This window comes from Paenibacillus sp. FSL H8-0332 (assembly GCF_037963835.1).
GTDB lineage: Bacteria > Bacillota > Bacilli > Paenibacillales > Paenibacillaceae > Paenibacillus_AQ > Paenibacillus_AQ rhizoplanae.
The window spans coordinates 3,594,755-3,611,833 of sequence record NZ_CP150145.1; the positions used below are offsets into that span (position 1 = coordinate 3,594,755).

General features: G+C 46.2%; 14 protein-coding genes. 4 read left to right on the plus strand and 10 right to left on the minus strand.

The annotated features are described in order from the left end of the window. Positions 1–417: 417 nt before the first annotated feature. From NST43_RS15425 to NST43_RS15440, 4 genes are all read right to left on the minus strand, one after another. Positions 418–1,107 carry a hypothetical protein gene (locus NST43_RS15425; RefSeq protein ID WP_339225199.1) on the minus strand — a complete coding sequence of 230 codons (690 nt, stop codon included), beginning with the start codon at positions 1,105–1,107 and terminating at the stop codon, positions 418–420. Positions 1,108–1,770: 663 nt separating this feature from the next. Then, positions 1,771–3,210 (minus strand): toll/interleukin-1 receptor domain-containing protein, encoded by a 1,440-nt coding sequence (locus NST43_RS15430; protein ID WP_339225200.1) that lies wholly within the window; start codon positions 3,208–3,210, stop codon positions 1,771–1,773. A 354-nt stretch (positions 3,211–3,564) separates the two neighbouring features. Beyond that, complete coding sequence (locus NST43_RS15435; protein WP_339225201.1) at positions 3,565–4,767, minus strand: hypothetical protein; 1,203 nt, start codon at positions 4,765–4,767, stop codon at positions 3,565–3,567. A gap of 62 nt (positions 4,768–4,829) precedes the next feature. Beyond that, the gene (locus tag NST43_RS15440; protein ID WP_339225430.1) at positions 4,830–5,720 is read right to left on the minus strand and encodes a LysR substrate-binding domain-containing protein; all 891 of its coding nucleotides are present in this window, start codon (positions 5,718–5,720) and stop codon (positions 4,830–4,832) included. 151 nt (positions 5,721–5,871) lie between these two features. Here NST43_RS15440 and NST43_RS15445 point away from each other — a divergent pair, with 151 nt between their 5' ends. Then, complete coding sequence (locus NST43_RS15445; RefSeq protein WP_339225202.1) at positions 5,872–6,888, plus strand: YeiH family protein; 1,017 nt, start codon at positions 5,872–5,874, stop codon at positions 6,886–6,888. A gap of 5 nt (positions 6,889–6,893) precedes the next feature. Here NST43_RS15445 and NST43_RS15450 read toward each other — a convergent pair whose 3' ends face one another. Then, on the minus strand, positions 6,894–8,711 hold the full coding sequence (locus tag NST43_RS15450; RefSeq protein ID WP_339225203.1) for an ABC transporter ATP-binding protein: 1,818 nt from the start codon (positions 8,709–8,711) through the stop codon (positions 6,894–6,896). Then, a complete protein-coding gene (locus NST43_RS15455) occupies positions 8,698–10,440 on the minus strand; it encodes an ABC transporter ATP-binding protein (protein WP_339225204.1) in 1,743 nt (580 codons plus the stop codon). Before NST43_RS15455 ends, NST43_RS15450 begins: the two co-directional genes overlap by 14 nt. Before the next feature lie 109 nt (positions 10,441–10,549). Here NST43_RS15455 and NST43_RS15460 point away from each other — a divergent pair, with 109 nt between their 5' ends. After that, a complete protein-coding gene (locus tag NST43_RS15460; protein ID WP_339225205.1) occupies positions 10,550–11,380 on the plus strand; it encodes a MerR family transcriptional regulator in 831 nt (276 codons plus the stop codon). Positions 11,381–11,463: 83 nt separating this feature from the next. Here the strand turns inward: NST43_RS15460 and NST43_RS15465 are convergent, their stop codons facing one another. Together NST43_RS15465 and NST43_RS15470 are read right to left on the minus strand one after the other, a co-directional pair. Further along, positions 11,464–11,937, minus strand: a complete 474-nt coding sequence (locus NST43_RS15465; RefSeq protein WP_339225206.1) for a C40 family peptidase — start codon at positions 11,935–11,937, stop codon at positions 11,464–11,466. A gap of 124 nt (positions 11,938–12,061) precedes the next feature. Further along, positions 12,062–13,852 carry a sugar-binding domain-containing protein gene (locus NST43_RS15470; RefSeq protein WP_339225207.1) on the minus strand — a complete coding sequence of 597 codons (1,791 nt, stop codon included), beginning with the start codon at positions 13,850–13,852 and terminating at the stop codon, positions 12,062–12,064. A gap of 135 nt (positions 13,853–13,987) precedes the next feature. Here NST43_RS15470 and NST43_RS15475 point away from each other — a divergent pair, with 135 nt between their 5' ends. Further along, a complete protein-coding gene (locus NST43_RS15475; protein WP_339225208.1) occupies positions 13,988–14,767 on the plus strand; it encodes an AraC family transcriptional regulator in 780 nt (259 codons plus the stop codon). Positions 14,768–15,029: 262 nt separating this feature from the next. Here the strand turns inward: NST43_RS15475 and NST43_RS15480 are convergent, their stop codons facing one another. Then, a complete protein-coding gene (locus NST43_RS15480; RefSeq protein ID WP_339225209.1) occupies positions 15,030–15,233 on the minus strand; it encodes a hypothetical protein in 204 nt (67 codons plus the stop codon). A gap of 153 nt (positions 15,234–15,386) precedes the next feature. On the opposite strand from NST43_RS15480, the gene NST43_RS15485 reads away from it, so the two are divergent. Continuing rightward, complete coding sequence (locus NST43_RS15485; RefSeq protein ID WP_339225210.1) at positions 15,387–15,989, plus strand: TetR/AcrR family transcriptional regulator C-terminal domain-containing protein; 603 nt, start codon at positions 15,387–15,389, stop codon at positions 15,987–15,989. On the opposite strand, the gene NST43_RS15490 is transcribed toward NST43_RS15485, so the two are convergent. Continuing rightward, on the minus strand, positions 15,986–16,939 hold the full coding sequence (locus NST43_RS15490) for an NADP-dependent oxidoreductase (RefSeq protein ID WP_339225211.1): 954 nt from the start codon (positions 16,937–16,939) through the stop codon (positions 15,986–15,988). The two genes, NST43_RS15485 and NST43_RS15490, sit on opposite strands and share 4 nt — an antisense overlap. Between the last annotated feature and the right edge of the window lie 140 nt (positions 16,940–17,079).

Below are 17,079 nucleotides of genomic sequence, written 5' to 3' on the forward strand. Positions count from 1 at the left end.
AGCTGCTTCATAATTATTGGATATCAGGATATACACCTTATACGTCTACTACTTATATGATTCCTTCACGTACGGTACTACCATTATCGGACAGTGTGACTCTCACATTTCAGCATTTATATTACATATGAGTGTCTCACGACGATCGTTTTTCTTTTTACGAGGCATTTTAATACCATAAACTTAGAATAGCAATGCTTATACTTTCTAAACAGTGACCCGACAATCTTAAGTAGCGAAAAAGGAATACAGAAAAAATTGGAGCAACACATCGAGGGCTGGTCTTTCTCTTTTTGGGACCTGTTTTATCAATGCTTTGTACTCAGCAGGGGGAAATCATTTAGTTGTATTCTGTAAAAAGTTCAAGACTATTGCTTATTTTGCAGAAATATTTGTTCCTAATAAGGAAACTTGACGTTAATCCAGCAATCCATATTTAATTAATTTTATTCCCAAGTGAGTTAAGTGAAATTGAGAATACTCGTATACCTCACCTTCAAGTCCAAAGTAGTTCATAGAAACTTGGCCCGGATTTAAGCCGAAGCCTGTATTTTCGATCACCATACCAGTTGCAACTAAGTGCTCATACTCAGTTCCCAAAAACCAGATTTGCTGATTATCTTCAATTGTTGAACCAGTCTGTCTTAAGAACTCATTTGTTAGAATATTCAGATCTTCAATAACAACCTTATCCAGGATGGAACACAATCTAGCAAATGTGGCAGAGTCAATTTTTTCGTACAAAAAAGCCGAAAAGACTTTGGCCAGAATTTTCGCCTTTTCCTTTGCTTCTTGTCTATCCAAGTAGACTAAGATTTGCTGGCTCAGTTTTTTTGGGTTCTTGGTATGTTTTTCGATAAAGCGGCGTCTGTCTTCTAAAGGAATGTTATAAAGCTCCTCAAAAAATAAACCTAGCTTTATAAACAAATGTCTATTGCGAATACTGTCGATTAACTCTAATGTATCAGCAATTGTTCTCAGAACTGGAATGCTCTTTATTAACCCGTTATCGTATGCCTGATCTAACCCCACTTCTCCAACTGATATAACTATCTTTTTCATAGGCTCATTTTTCATTAATTCGAATATATCAAAACTTCTTTTCACAATAGTTTCCTCCTCTTATCTCACCTATTTGTTTACCAGAAACTCCAGAATTGCCGTCCTCCCGTATCAATACGAATTCATTGCAACTCAGTTCAAAGTATTGTAGATAATGCCACTTAAATGCTTGGTTGAGAAAGCACTTTTATCTATATAATTTGAACTTAAGAAATGATGGTGTATTGACTAAACGGAACCCTTATGGAACAAGGGTTTCGTCAATATAGCAAGTTGGAATCTTATGTTCACTCTATATAGTATCGAATTTGCCTTGCCTAAAAATGATAAATGTGGGTCTGCTTAAGATTTTAGAGTAAGAGTCCTTGTTACTCAGCTATCACGAATCCCCACTTAAAAGTGCATTTATTGCAAAACCAGTCACTGTCAGTCAATGCGTCATATATACCAACTTGCTAACTATTGAGATTGATTGTTACTGTACTTAAAACTGGTTCCATTGCAATCAATGACAAAATTAATAATTAAAAAAGAGAGTCCGTTTAGATGCTCTCTTTGAAATAGTTAACTGATAATAAAAAGCCGGCTTCATAGACCGGCTTATGCAAAGTTAAAGCAATCAAAATCTTACAATTCCCGCACCTGGTAACCAAAATTGGTTTCATAATATACCACATGTTGATGAAGTATAATTAGTACCAATCTAATTTAATATTTATTTATTTCGTTAGGAACAAGAACAGCCGCTAATCTATGTATACCTGATCTAGAATGATTTCTATAATTTTTATTGGTATATTCTATTAAAGCGTTCATTTTTTCACTCATCTGAGTAGCATTTTCCACACCAAAAAGTTCTTGTACATCATTAAAGTGACTCTTCTTCCGTAATTTCCTGAAAAAAGGCACTGTATTCTCTCTAATATATGGGCCCATATAAAGATCCCACTGAAAATACTCATCACTGAGATTGTAGAAATACAATAATACATAAATTAATAAATCTGCTTGTATTATTTGTGCATTAGAATACTTTGGTATAGTAGTTCGCTTTGTTAATAATTCCCCTATTGGAGAAATCCATTCATTTTGTCTCCGCATATAATTAGAAAGAGTATCAGGATGAAATTGAAAAATGCACACGGGTCCATGAATTTCTCTCGAAGATCTGTCTATAACAAAATAATGATTCTTAAGGAGAGTTTCTAATTCCTTATATCGCTCATATTCTATTAAAACTGCTACAGTATATAGTATTATTTCCATAACAAAGAGCTTCATATGATCAAACTGTGATTCAAAAAAAGAACTTTGTGTCTCATCTCTTGTATAAATTAAAGGATATATATCTTCTAATAAATTTATTATGTATTTTACTTTAATCTCATCAGCATAATTAAAATAGGTCTCTATACCCTCAACATATATATCTCTCAACTCAATCATTGATTCGAAACACTCAAATGCTATTCTATCTAATTCTGTATTTGATTCAAATCTTGTAGAATATGATTTATAATCGTTAAGAAATGCTGAGAGAAATTGATTGAATGCATTGTCTAATTTATTTGGTCTTGAATCAGCAATCTTTTTTAGTATATTTAAATGGGTACTACTGTTACTTAGGTTTTTTTTTTCATCATGCATAAGCCATTTAGGAGCCGTCCCCCTTTCTGGTCTAGGATTTTCTGGCTTATGATATAAATTTCTTATAAGTTTTCTATATCCTTCTTCAAAATTTTGTGGAGAGGACATATCTATGTATTTTTTTCCTTTCAAATAAGTAGGTAAATATGCATTTCCATTATCATCAACTTCTGCGATAAGAGCGATGAATTTACTCTGGTCTGAATCTTTGTATACTTCTATAGAAGCAATTGTTGTTTCTGTACCAACCCCACCATATCTGCCGTCTGCTTTCTCAGCATAAATTTTATCACTAATTACCAACACCCTTTTTATGTCAGAATCATTTACCATCTTCTCCATAAATTTATTGAGATCTTGCCCTTCCGTTGTATCCCAATCATCCAAAATAACTTCTATCCCATCTCTTTCTAAGTTTGTTGCTAGTTCAATCACCCAAGCTTTGTGTTCTGGTGAACTCCAGGAGTATGAAATAAATACTTTGTCTGGTACTGTCGACATGGCTTTGCCTCCTTATAGAAACAATATTATTTACATTATATTACACGATGCAATCTATTTATATATAAACAAGAGTAAATTCATCAAATATATTTTTTACATATAAGAGTATTTAATTCTATAAAGTAAAGGTTAGAATTTGAATTTAATAATAAGTGACACAATATATATAATTACTTTAAAATATGATGAAATATTGATTAATTATATATTAAAAGAAATACGGGTTTTGTGAAGAAGTTATAAGATAACTTTATAGTTGACTACAAAAATAACTACCGCTGCATCATCAGCGGTAGTTTCATTAATGGCTATTAATATTAACTTTTAACGATAAAAATGCTCTCCATTTAGCTACTTTGAATTTGTTACCTTGTCTAATTTAAACTGAAATAATTGGTAACTATTTCTTAATAAATAAAGATATCCATCTCCGGCATAATAATACGTCATTTGTTTCTCATCATACGGAATATGATACATAATATTAAGTGTAATTGGATCAAGAATGTCCATCCAATTTTCAGAGTGAATTCTAATCTTATTATCTGTAGTTTTTAAGACCACATTCATAGGATCACCTAATTGAATTGGCTTTTTTACAATGAGTCCTTTTGCTCCAAAAACACTTAACTCATTATTCTCATATACTGCATAATTCTCGCCTATGGATTGAACCGAAGCGTCTCCAGCTATATTTTTTCCCCACAACGTCTTGCCTTTTGAATCTATTGCGATTAACCGGTTTCCTGTTTTTGGTAAGTTCATTCGCAGAAGAATATCACTTTTATTTATGCGCCAGGACATTTCGTCAACGTATAACACTGCTCCTGCAGGAGGCGTATAAGTAAACAATCGATTTAACGTTGGGCCAAACACTTCAAGTTTGGATTTTCCAAATGGCCCGGTTTGCGTGACAAGATATTGTCCGTCTATAACCGAGTACATTTGTGTTAGTGATTTCTCCCCCATCTTTTTTCCGTTTTGACTATATGCATAAGCCCATGGTGTGCGGTTACCTTTTGAATCTACATTATCGGAGTTTATTAACAACACTGTACCATTGTTCATTGCGTATAGGTCCTGGGCATCCGGAACGTTTATCACCCAATTCTGCTTCCCGGAGGAGTTAACAGAATATAATCTTGACCCACCCCCGTCTTTCACCAAGGCATAGATAGAACCGCTTTGACTATAAGCGAAGTCAGAAGTAGTCCATGGATAAGGCATCCCTTTTTTATAAAACTCAAATGACCATTTTTTCTTACCTGTAGTCTTATCTACCGCTGAAACTACACTAACCATCCAGCTTTTTGTCTCAGAATTCACAAAGGTATTGGTATGAATATAAACTGTATTGGTATTAGGCACATGGTACGGTGCTTGTAGGAACATATCCAGTTCAGATTCATTTGAGATGTTCCATAATGGTTTGAAGTCACTACTTGGTGAGATGCTGTTAGCAGCCGATACTCCACTAAATAAATAGAATACTGCAAAAATAGTGATTAAAAAGGTGCTGGTTACTCTCCGTTTACGCAATTGCTTTTCCCCCAATTAATTTGATAAAGTTAACTTTCTCATTATTATCCATCTTTTCTCTTGTTTCAATCTTTTATTTAAAATGTACTATCCAGCTTAACCAATCTCTCCACGAACACCTCATTTGCTCTGCTGGGAATATGACCGGTGAGCCGCACAATCGAGAAGTCTCTTTCCAGGCTCAGGCCCGGCACCGAAATCTCCATGAGCTGACCGGTCTCAATCTCCCTGCGGACCACCCACTTCGAAAGAATTGCAATGCCCAGTCCGGCAGCCACAGCCTCCTTCACCCCCTGACTGCTGTTGATCTCATAAGAGCGCTTAATCCTTAACTCTGCATGTTCAAAAAAGCGGTTGCTGAACGAACGTGTTCCTGAACCCCCTTCCCGCAGCACCCATATCTGATCCTGGAGTAAGGCAATCTCCGTGCCCCCCGATCTCACGAGCGGGTGACTCTCTGCAGCGACAATGATTAACTCATCTCTCATAAAAGGGACAACCTGAAGATCCGGCCCCTCGATACTCCCTTCGATCAGCCCCACTTCAATCTTATTCTCCCGTAAGGCCGCAACAATCTCCGTGGAATTGGCAATCGTCATACCCATGTCCACGTCAGGATATTGCTTGGCGAAGGATGAGAACAGCCGGGGCAACACATATTCGCCAATCGTAAAGCTTGCCCCGATATGTAAGCTTCCGCTGACGGTATCATGCAGCCGGGCCAGATCCAGCTTCACGGACTCATAGAGATTCAGCATTTCCTTCGCCCGTCTATAGAAGAGTTCTCCCGCTTCCGTCAACTTCACCCATTTGGGCGAACGGTTCATGAGCTTTACGCCGAGTTCCTTCTCCAGATTACGGATCTGCAGACTGACTCCAGGCTGTGACAGATGCAGAAGCTCTGCCGCCCTGGAAAAGTTCCGCTGCTCCACAACCGTTACATAGACTACCAAGGATTCAAGCATGATCGACCGCGCACCACCTTTAAGATAACAATTTATTATGATATAGATTTAAAATCCGTATTTCCCTAATCAATCATAACTGAATATAGTGTTTAAAGGAACTAAATCCAACCTATTGGACGTGACTTCGATGAATCCACAACTCGCGGTACACATGGAGGAAAAGAAAAAACTGGGGTTTGCGCTCGGTATCGCTTTGCCTCTAATGCTGGCCCTGTTCGCCAAATACGTATCTATCTTCCCCTTCTTGAGCATTATGGGGCAATTAGTAATAGCCATCCTGCTCGGAATGATCTGGAGAGCAACGCTAGGCGTTCCAAGTTATTTAACACCCGGCATCTCCTTTACCTCCAAAAAGCTCCTGCGGTATGGCATCATTTTGCTGGGCATGCGGCTTAGCCTGAAGGATATCCTTCAGGCTGGCCCCAAGGTGCTGCTGATCGCCTTGGTTTGTATTGGGTTCACAATCTGTACGGTGCTTGTGCTTGCGAGACTGTTCAAGGTAGAAAACAGACTGGGACTGCTGACGGCCTGCGGCACGGCGATCTGCGGAGCGGCAGCGGTAGTAGCCATCGCTCCGCAGCTCAAAGCAAGTGACGAGGAGACGGCGATCAGCGCGGCAACCGTTGCGATTTTAGGCACCCTTTTTACACTGGCGTATACCCTGCTCTACCCTTTCCTTAACTTGACTCCACTGGGCTACGGCATCTTCTCAGGGGCCACCCTCCATGAAATTGCTCATGTCATTGCAGCAACCGGGCCAGCCGGCAAGCAGGCGGTTGATCTGGCAGTCATCGTCAAATTAACGCGTGTCACCATGCTGGTGCCGATTGCTATACTCATCGGAATCTGGGCCAACCGCAAGGAGCGGCAGGCGAACCCGGAGACCGGACCATCCAATTGGAGATCTGTACCGGTTCCTTGGTTCATCCTGGGGTTCCTGCTAATGAGCACCGTCAATACTCTGCAGATCATCCCTGAAGAATTCACGGATAAGCTTGTACTCGTTGCGTACTTCCTCATGGCAATGGCTATGGCGGGACTCGGCCTGAACGTAGATTTGGCTGCTTTTAGACGCATGGGCCTCAAGGCCTTCGGAGCCGGCTTGATCGGATCAATACTTCTGTCCGGGTTAGGCTTCCTGCTGGTGAAGGTTTTGAACTTGGGTTGATGTACTCAATCCCATTCAAACGCTCCTGTATACAGCTGATAGTAAATGCCTTTCCGTAAGATCAACTCTCCGTGATCCCCGCGCTCCATGATCTGGCCCTTGTCCATCACCATGATGGCATCGGAATTCCTTACGGTGGACAGGCGGTGGGCGATGACGAACACGGTTCTGTGATCCATTAGATTATCCATCCCCTTCTGTACCAGCGCTTCCGTCCGGGTATCGATGGATGAGGTTGCTTCATCGAGAATCATCACCGGCGGATTGGCAATGGCTGACCTGGCAATCGCCAGCAGCTGGCTTTGGCCCTGTGACAGCCCATTCCCGTTCCCATCCAGCTGAGTCTGGTATCCGTCCGGCAAGCGTTCGATGAAGCTCGAGGCATAGGACAGCTTGGCGGCCTGCATAACCTCCTCGTCAGTGGCTTCCAGCCGTCCATAGCGGATATTATCGGCCACCGTGCCGGAGAACAGATGCGTGTCTTGCAGAACGATACCAAGCGACCGGCGCAGGTCCGCTTTGCGGATACGCTGTATATTGATGCCGTCATAGATGATCTCGCCTTGCGTGATATCGTAGAAGCGGTTCAGCAGGTTGGCCACGGTCGTTTTTCCGGCCCCTGTAGCGCCTACAAAAGCAAGCTTTTGCCCAGGCTTCGCATATAAAGTAATCTCCTGCAGCACCTGCTTCTTCCCGTCATACGTGAAGCACACATCCTTCAACTCCACCTTCCCGGCAAGCCTTACGGCAGAGCCGTCCTCCAGCCTCCATGCCCATCCTGAGCCCTGCTTATCTTGCTCCAGGGTCACACGTCCCTCGTCCTCTTCCGGCTGTTCATCCATCAGGTTGAAGATCCGCTGTGCGCCCGCAAGCGCCACCACGAACATATTGATCTGGGAGGAGATTTCAGCAATCGGCATCGTGAAGTTACGGGACAGGCTCAGGAACGCCGCAATACTTCCCAGCGTCAAGCCTTCATTCCAGCCGGATATCGACATGGCCCCACCCGCTATTGCCACCAGCACATAGATTAAGGTAGCCAGATTGGCATTCACCGGCATCAGAATGTTGGAATACTTGTTGGCTGTCGTGGAATTCTCAAATAGTTCATGATTCAGCTGTGCGAACTGCTCGATGGATCGCTCTTCACGGCCGAATACCTGCACTACCTTTTGCCCGTGAATCATTTCTTCGATATATCCGTCTAGTGCGCCGATAGATTCCTGCTGCTCGAAAAAGTGGTGTGTCGCTTTTCCCCCTACTTTCTTGGTAATCCATAGCATCACCAATGCGCCTAATACCACTACAATCGTCAGCGGGACATCCAGATACAGCATCGTGCCCAGCACCACTATGACCGTCACAACCGTAGACAGCAATTGCGGCAATCCGTCTGTAAGCATCATATTCAGTGTATCTACGTCATTCGTGTAGTGACTCATAATGTCACCGTGCTCCTTGCGGTCGAAGTACTTAATCGGCAGCTTCTGCATATGAGCAAACAGATGGTCACGGATTCTTTTCATAATGAGCTGTGAGATTGTAATCATCAGCCGCTTGGAGATAAATGTGCTGAGGACACCGGCGGCATAAATGACAGCTAGAATGGCTAGTGCCTGGAACAAGGCGTCGAATACCGGATGCTGATCGCCAAGCAGCGGCGTGATGAAGTCATCGATGAGCAGTCTCAGGAACGTAGCGGAAGCTACAGATACCGCAGAACTTACCAGCACCAGCAGGAGGGCTAGCGCGGTTCTGAACTTGAAGAGCTTGAAGTAGGCCAGAAGCCGCTTAATCGTTCTGCCATAATTAATGTTGTTCATGCTGCGCTTCCTCTCCCTTCGTCTGTGTGTTGTAAGCTTCCTGATAGATCGTACTCCGGCTCAAAAGCTCCTGATGCGTCCCGATATCCGCCAGCTCCCCGTCATCCAGCACAATAATCTGATCTGCATCTTCCACAGACGCGATCCGCTGGGCAATAATGATCTTGGTCGTATCCGGAATACTCTCCTTGAACACGGTCCGGATTAGTGCATCTGTGCGTGTATCCACTGCGCTGGTCGAATCATCCAGAATCAGGATTTTGGGCTTCTTCAGCAAAGCTCTGGCAATACATAACCGCTGCTTCTGCCCGCCGGATACATTCGTCCCCCCTTGATCCAGCCGGGTATCATATCTGTCAGGGAAGGCCGTGATGAACTCATGGGCCTGTGCAGCCTTGCAGGCGTCGATCAGCTCTTCGTCGGTAGCCGCTTCATTCCCCCAGCGCAGATTGTCCTTGATGGAGCCGCCGAACAGTACATTTTTCTGCAGCACCATAGCGACCTGACTCCGCAGCATATGCAGATCATAGTCCTTCACATTCGTTCCGCTAACGAGCACCTCGCCTTCGGTGACATCATAGAGACGCGGAATGAGCTGCACCAATGTGGACTTGGCACTGCCCGACCCGCCGATAATGCCAATCGTCTGTCCCGAGCGAATATGCAGGTTGATCCCGGATAATGCATCCTTCTTGGCCTTACTGGAGTAACGGAAGGACACGTTACGGAACTCCACCTCGCCTGTATGCAGTTCAGTTACCGGGGAACCCGGACTTGTGATGTCCGGCTGTTCATCCAGCAGGTCATGGATACGTCCGGCAGAAGCGCGGGCAATCGCCACCATCACGATCACGATCCCCAGCGTCATCAGGCTCATCAGAATTTGCATGGAGTAAGCGAATACGCCTGTCAGCTCTCCGGTCGTCATGTTGCCGCCCACCACGAGCTTGGCTCCGATCCAGGAGATGATCAGCATCACGCTATACAGAACCACCTGCATAAGAGGCAGCTCATAGGCCAAGATACGTTCTGCTTTTGCCATCTGCGCAAAAATCCTCTGCGATACTTCCTGAAACTTGGATACCTCATGCTCCTCCCGCACATAGGATTTGACCACCCGAATTCCTCGGACATTCTCCTGAACAACCTTGTTCAGAGCGTCGTAGCTGTCGAAGGCACGTTCAAAGACCGGGAAGGCAAACTTCAAAATAAGCATCATCCCTGCCGCAAGCAAAGGAATAACGATTACAAACCACCCCGCGATGGTAGGACTGATCCTGTAGGTCATAATCGTTGCAAAAATAATCATCACCGGGCTGCGGAACGCAATGCGAATAATCATAAGAAATGCATTCTGCACATGCGTTATATCCGTGGTCAGCCGGGTGACAATTCCTGAGGTCGAGAATTTATCCATATTGGAAAAAGACAGCCGCTGCACATGACGGAACAGGTCTTCCCGCAGATTTCGTCCGAAGCCAGACATCGCGGTGGCCGAGTGTTTACCGGCAAGTGCGCCGAATACCATGGAGACCAGAGCGAACAGGATCAGGATCAGTCCATACTTCACGATCTGGTTCATCTGTCCCCCGGTAATACCCTGATCAATTAATTCAGCCATGAGCAAGGGAATCAGCACCTCCATGGCAACCTCTCCAAGCAAAAATATAGGGGTCAGCCATGTATCCTTCTTATACTCCCGCACACTTTGCAATAACTTCCTGATCATAAGCATTCTCCTTCTTTGTTGTGAACAAGTTGATTAACCGTAAGAACAGAGGTTATTATAAACTGTATAGTAACTATACAGTCAACCCGTTATTTCGAAGGAGATTAAGATGGCTATGCTTAAGAATGATTTGATGTCCATTAGCGCCTTTTCCAAGCTGTCCCGTGTTCCGCGCAAAACGCTCATTTTCTATGATCAGATTGATCTATTCAAGCCCGCCTTCGTAGCTGACAACGGCTACCGGTATTACATCCGCAGCCAGCTCGATACGATTGGCGTGATCTATATTTTCAAGGAGCTGGGTATGTCGCTGGAGGATATCCGGGCGTATCTGGAGCACCGTTCTCCTCTTAGTACCCTGGAGCTTCTGCGAAAGCAGGAGGAGGTAGTTCAGCAGCAGATCGCGAAGCTCAACCTGGCCAAGGAAATGATGCTCCAGCGCGCGGAGAATATCGAGCATTCTCTGAATGTGGATACCAGCCGGATGGTTGTCGTCCACCAAGAACGGAAGCCGATCCTGCGCAGCTGCCGTGTTCACGAATCCAGGCGGGAATTAAACGAGGAGCTGTGGGATGATTTCCAGGAACGTCTGCATAAGGAGAATGCACCTGCCGGATATCCGGGCGGGGCCATTATATGTAAGGAGGACCTGCTGAGGCGGGACGGGGATATGATCTCCTATATGTTCAGCTTCATCACTACACAGCATCACGAACAAGAATATATGCCGGAAGGCTACTATCTTGTGTCTTACACCCGGGCTGATTATGAGGATACCGAGAAGATTTATCCGCAGATTTTTGATTACATTGACAAGAATCATTATGTTATTAAAGGAGATGCTTACGAGGAATTCCTGTTGGATGAGATCGTTATGAAGCGTCCTGAGGACTATCTGGTGCGGGTGATGGTGCATATCGAGGAGCCAGCCAAGTCATAAACCTCTACCAAAAACGGCGACCCGCCCCGGTAGATCCAGGGCAGCGTCGCCGTTTGTTTATAATATAAGGATTAGTGATCGAATTAATTGCCAGTTATCTTCTGATACGTGCTCTCAGAAATGGTTCTTCTGGCGGTAACATAACGTTCTTTATAGTAACCTGATGACAAGCTGGTGATCGTAACGCCCTTATTGCTTGAGGAATGTGCAAATTTGTTGTCGCCCACATAGATGCCTGCATGCGAGATGCCGTTGCCCCCGGTTTCGAAAAAGACAAGATCTCCAGGACGTAAATCGGACTTGGCTACATATTCGCCTGCACTTGCCTGCGACTTGGATGTTCTCGGAAGATCTAAGTTGAACTTGCCAAATATGTATATTATAAATCCGGAACAGTCAAACCCTTCAGATGCCTTGGTGCCCCCCCATTTATATGGAGTTCCCATAACCTCATTAACCTCTTGGTCAAGCCTGGAGCTGTCATCCGCAGATGCTCTTTCAGATCCAAACGATAGCAATAGTACAATACTCAGTAGCCACACGATTCCTTTTTTCAAAAAGAACTCAGTCTCCTTTCTTGCCGGCTAATGCTGCCTGACAAATATTAATTTTTTGTAACTATTATGAATGATAGTGTAATAATCTCCGTTCGTCAACCCCTTCGGTGCTTTTTGAAAGAGTTTACATCCCCAGGCGCAGGTTAATCTCCCTAATCCGTGCAAGCGGCACCTTCGGATCGCGCTGTGCAGTCATTAAGCCGTTGACCTCATCCTGAACGTCCGTAACCTGTGTATAACAGTACCCGGAGATGAACGGAATGGCCTGAATCGCACGGGTCAAACTGCCGAACCGCTCCAGAAAAGCTTCCTCGCTATCCACCTGATGCCCATAACCCCAGCCGTGCTCACTCTGGAAGGCAATCCCCCCATACTCGCTGATGATGACCGGCTGCCCCTTATAGCTGTAACCTTCTGCAAAAGCAAACTTCCATTCGTTATACGTGCCGCCGCTGCCTGTAATAGAGTCTTTATCCTTGTATGTTGCATATAGCGCCTCTCCCCGCTCTACATAATCATGCAGCGTCAGAATGTCGGACACCGTATGCTCCCAGCCGTCATTCGTAATCACCGGACGATAGGGATCGATAGATTTGGTCAAGTGATAGATCCCCTCCGTGAATGTCTGCTGCCGGACTTCGTGAAGAATATTCTGCACCCCCCAGGATTCGTTAAAAGGCACCCAGGTGATGATACACGGATGATTATACTGCTGCTGCACGACCTCCAGCCATTCCTTGGTGAACCGCTCCAGAGCCTCGTCGTTATATTCATAGGCGGCTGCCATCTCTGACCAGACCAATAGGCCTTTGACATCGCACCAGTACAGGAACCGGGCGTCCTCCACCTTCATATGCTTGCGCAGACCGTTGTAGCCCATCTCCATAATCGCTTCAATATCTTGAATCAGCGCTTCTTCCGACGGCGGGGTCAGATGGCTATCGGTCCAGTAGCCCTGGTCCAGGATCAGTCTTTGGTACAGGGGGATATTATTCAGCAGGATCTGGCCGTCCTTGATCGAGATGCTGCGCATTCCGACATACGAGCCGACCCGGTCAATCTCCTGTTCCCCCGCATACAGCACGAACTCTACGTCAAAAAGGTTCGGATTCCCCGGTGACCACAGGTTCTGCAGCCAAGGCCCGTTAATGCCGCCCATCATGCTGACTTCCACGGTCATCCATGCTCTGTCCACCGACAGGCTAAGCTTATTTATTCGTTGGCCTTGAAACGTAATTTCGGTCTCCAGCCTAAGCTCCTGAGCTTCTGTCAGGCCATGCATGCGGTAATCCAGCCGGATCATTTGGCGATCGATGTCGGGCGTCATTTTCACCGTCCCCAGCCGGGTAGCGTGGACATGCTCCAGCCAGACACTTTTCCAGATGCCTGTCGTCTGCATATAGAAAGAATCGTGGTTCCGGCCCGCCCAGCGCTGCTTGCCCCGGGGCTGTAGACAGCTATCGCTGTCGGTCACCAGCAGCACAATTTCGTTCACGCCATCCTGCCCGAGCAGATCGGTAATATCGAAGGAGAACCGGGCATACGCCCCCTCATGCTCCCCTGCGAAGCCGCCGTTCACCCAGCAGACCGCTTTATAATCTACGCCTTCGAAATGCAGCACAGTCCGTTTCCCTTCCGCTTCCCGTGACAGGACGAGTTGTTTGCGGTACCAGATCCGTGGGTGGAAGGTCTCCTCACCAATGCCGCTGGCCGCTGTCTCGTAGGTGAATGGAACATTAATGGTGTGTGTCGCCGGAAAATGGTCCATCCAGCGCGCCGCAACGCCAACATGATCATCGTCGAAGCTGAAGTCCCACTCTCCGTTCAGATCCAGCCACTGGCTGCGGACAAATTGGGGTCTCGGGTAGTTAGGGGTATAGAATTTCGTACCTGCTTTCGTCGCTGTTCCAGTCATACTAGAATTAACCCTCTTTCTCGTTACTGAAGTATTCTCCATATTCACTATCACAGAGTACTCCCTTGTCCCGCGAAAGAAAATGATTTATCCTATCTATTGACTGATCTATTATCTAAAAAGGTGGAAATGTATATGTTCACCCTGAAGCGGTGCGGTTCGAATGTAATTCATCCAGAGGGCATAACGATTGACCGCCCGGAGGGCTCCGGCGATTACGTCTTTGTATTCTTTCGGAGCAGGATGGAGCTGAGGCTTCAGACGCGGAGCGTGTATGCTGAACCGAATACTTACATCATCTATAACAGAGACAGCCACTATTACTACAAGGATGCCGAGCTGCCGCTGGTGCATGACTGGTTCCATTTTGAGCTGGAGGGGGCAGATGCTTGGTTTGACCGCTTGAAGCTGCCGCTGGATACCTTAATGAAGGCCCATGACCCGCTCTATATCACCAGAAAAGTAAATGAGCTGCACTGGGAGAATCTGCAGAACGGCAGCTTCCGCCATGAGATTATCGACTCCATTGTTCGTTGCCTGTTCATGAAGCTTAGCGATATGCGGCATCACGTAGAGGCCAGCCAGCCGGTCAGCAAATACTATGACGCGTTCCTGAATCTGAGAAATGAAGTGCTCAGCTCCCCCTCCACCTGGTATTCTGTCGAACAACTGGCGGAGCGGATGAACATGAGCCCGTCCTATTTTCAGCAGATCTATAAGCAGATCTTCGGCATTCCGGCCGTCAGCGACATCATCCTTAATCGTGTGGGCCATGCCTCCTATTTACTGAAGAACACCACCTATACCGTCTGCCAGATCTCTGCGAGTTGCGGTTATGAGAACGATGTCCATTTCATGCGGCAGTTCAAGAAGTTCACCGGCCAAACGCCGAGTGAATATCGAGGGAAGGGCTGATGGCGAAGGAAGAGCGGATCGGGGTTATTGGCTTGGAGTTGTTATATAAGACGCACTAAAGAAATTAACAAAAAAAGCAAAAGAAGTGGAGGAGAATTTTGGAACTGTAGGAGCGGTAGCGTCCGCCTTTGTATTTGGATTTCTACCGCGAAAAGCGGTTCTAATCAGGAAATCCAAATACAACAGCGGCCGGAGGGCCAAATGTTCACCGCAACGACGACCATGCTTAAAGTTATAATCTTAAGTGCATCTTTTTTTATAATCAAAAAATCCACATGATCACACCAACAATCAAAGCAATAACACCTACCGCAATTACCATATCAGAGATCTGCCGCCATAATCCCAAAGGCCCTTCACGATGAAGCTTCTGTTCATTAACGTCATGGTTGGCTTTGTGCCCGCCGGGGTCATTCGAATAAATAGGGGGTCCAGGGGGTCCACCGCCATTAGAGAATTCAGTCATTACACTCGCCTCCCTTTCCCCAATTATACACCATTTAATCTCATTTATGGTAAACGGAAAGACTTTGGCATAGCTTACATTTGAATTTTGGCTTTAAATATCCTATTTTAAAAAGATAGAGTTTCAGCAGTTAACGGAAGAGGCGAACACAGTATGGGCGATATACATGAGAGGATGTCAGCGGGAACCCGGGCTTTAATCGAGGATAACTTCCTCCAGCTCATGGAGCAGGAAGGATTTCACAAGGTGAGCGTACGCCAGCTGGCGCTTAGAACACATATTAACAGGGGAACGTTCTATCTGCATTTTACGGATAAATACGATCTGCTGGAGCAGCTGCAGCGGGAAATACTGACAGGTCTGGAGCAGGTGATGGTTGTCAAAATCGTACGTGAAGAGATGTCCGGGCATTATCTGAAGGGTTTGCCCTATCCGCCCCTGGTGCAGATCCTTGAGTATCTGCACCAGCACGGCGAGCGAATCCGCTTATTTCTCGGGGCTAAAGGGGAGGCGGGATTTCCGGGGCAATTCAAGGAGGTCATCAAGCGCAGCTTCTACCGGAAGCTGGAGATGAATGGCGTATTTGCCGACCACCCGGCGGTTCCTCCAGAGTATCTCGCTGCGCATTCCGCGTCTATTTTTCTCGGAATTACGGAAGAATGGCTGCACAGCGGGATGCCTTATACTCCGGAGGAGCTGGCGGTGATCTATAATGAGGTCTTATTCATGCAGTCGACTCTGATCGCTAAGGCTTAAATCGTAATCAATACCTTACCACGGAGCTTGCCGGCTTCGCTCATAGCATGGGAGGCAGCCAGCTCGGTAAGCGGCAGACGGTCAGTAATCCAGAGCTTCAGCTTGCCCGCATCCACCAGCTCCGCAACCCGCGTCAGCAGCGTACGATCCTCTTGTGCAAACAGCTGATGTACCTTAACGCCAAGCTGCGCCGCCAGCGCTTCGTCCGCAGGATTCACCGCCGAGATCAGCGCTCCTCCCTCTTTTAGCAGAGGCAGCCATGTGTTGAGCACCTCGGTACTCTCAGGGGACAGATTGAGGATCAGATCCACCTTGTCCTTAAGCTTGTCCGTGACGCTCTCCTTGGTGTAATCAATAATCTCGTCAATCCCCAGCTCACGAAGCTTTGGCATACTGGCCGCAGAGGAAGTCCCTATGACATACGCTCCATGCTGCTTGGCGAATTGCACCGCATAGCTGCCTACCCCGCCAGCGGCTCCGGCAATCAGCACACGCCCACCCTGCGGCAGGTTACCATGATCGAATAACCCCTGCCATGCGGTTAAGACTCCTAATGGCAGCGCAGCTGCATCGGATAGCTCCAGGGAGACTGGCGCCAGCGCAGCATACTGCGTTTTGGTGACTACATACTCTGCGGCAGCGCCGTCACGGGACATATCGAGCGCAGCATAGACTCTGTCCCCCGGCTGAAAGTCCGTAACCTCTGCTCCTGCTGCCTCCACCGTACCCGACACCTCAATGTTAGGAATGTAAGGAAATTCATGCGGGAAAAAGGCTTGCAGGTAGCCCTTGCGGATTTTGACATCTGCTGCATTGAACGCAGTCCCTGCCACCTTAATCAGAATCTCGTCCGCTGCGGGAGAGGGGATCGGCGCATCCTCATACCTTAGCTCTTCTAGCCCTCCAAATTGATGTATCCGAATCGCCTTCATATGTGTAGCTTCGTCCATTGCGATCACTCCTATAGATGAATTGGGAATCCGAGTACCGTTGAAGCAATAGGTGTACTGTTCCTGTAACTCATTGTAGGCTCCCGCTTAAGGGGATACAATCAACAATCAGGTCTGAAGTGTTCATTCTTTCTTCTTAC

Excerpts from the sequence above, each read along its gene's own strand:
- NST43_RS15430 (WP_339225200.1), bottom strand. The coding sequence starts at position 3,210 with ATGTCGACAGTACCAGACAAAGTATTTATTTCATACTCCTGGAGTTCA.
- NST43_RS15485 (WP_339225210.1), top strand. The coding sequence starts at position 15,387 with ATGGGCGATATACATGAGAGGATGTCAGCGGGAACCCGGGCTTTAATC.
- NST43_RS15475 (WP_339225208.1), top strand. The coding sequence starts at position 13,988 with ATGTTCACCCTGAAGCGGTGCGGTTCGAATGTAATTCATCCAGAGGGC.
- NST43_RS15460 (WP_339225205.1), top strand. The coding sequence starts at position 10,550 with ATGGCTATGCTTAAGAATGATTTGATGTCCATTAGCGCCTTTTCCAAG.
- NST43_RS15490 (WP_339225211.1), bottom strand. The coding sequence starts at position 16,939 with ATGGACGAAGCTACACATATGAAGGCGATTCGGATACATCAATTTGGA.
- NST43_RS15470 (WP_339225207.1), bottom strand. The coding sequence starts at position 13,852 with ATGACTGGAACAGCGACGAAAGCAGGTACGAAATTCTATACCCCTAAC.
- NST43_RS15480 (WP_339225209.1), bottom strand. The coding sequence starts at position 15,233 with ATGACTGAATTCTCTAATGGCGGTGGACCCCCTGGACCCCCTATTTAT.
- NST43_RS15445 (WP_339225202.1), top strand. The coding sequence starts at position 5,872 with ATGGAGGAAAAGAAAAAACTGGGGTTTGCGCTCGGTATCGCTTTGCCT.
- NST43_RS15455 (WP_339225204.1), bottom strand. The coding sequence starts at position 10,440 with ATGATCAGGAAGTTATTGCAAAGTGTGCGGGAGTATAAGAAGGATACA.
- NST43_RS15450 (WP_339225203.1), bottom strand. The coding sequence starts at position 8,711 with ATGAACAACATTAATTATGGCAGAACGATTAAGCGGCTTCTGGCCTAC.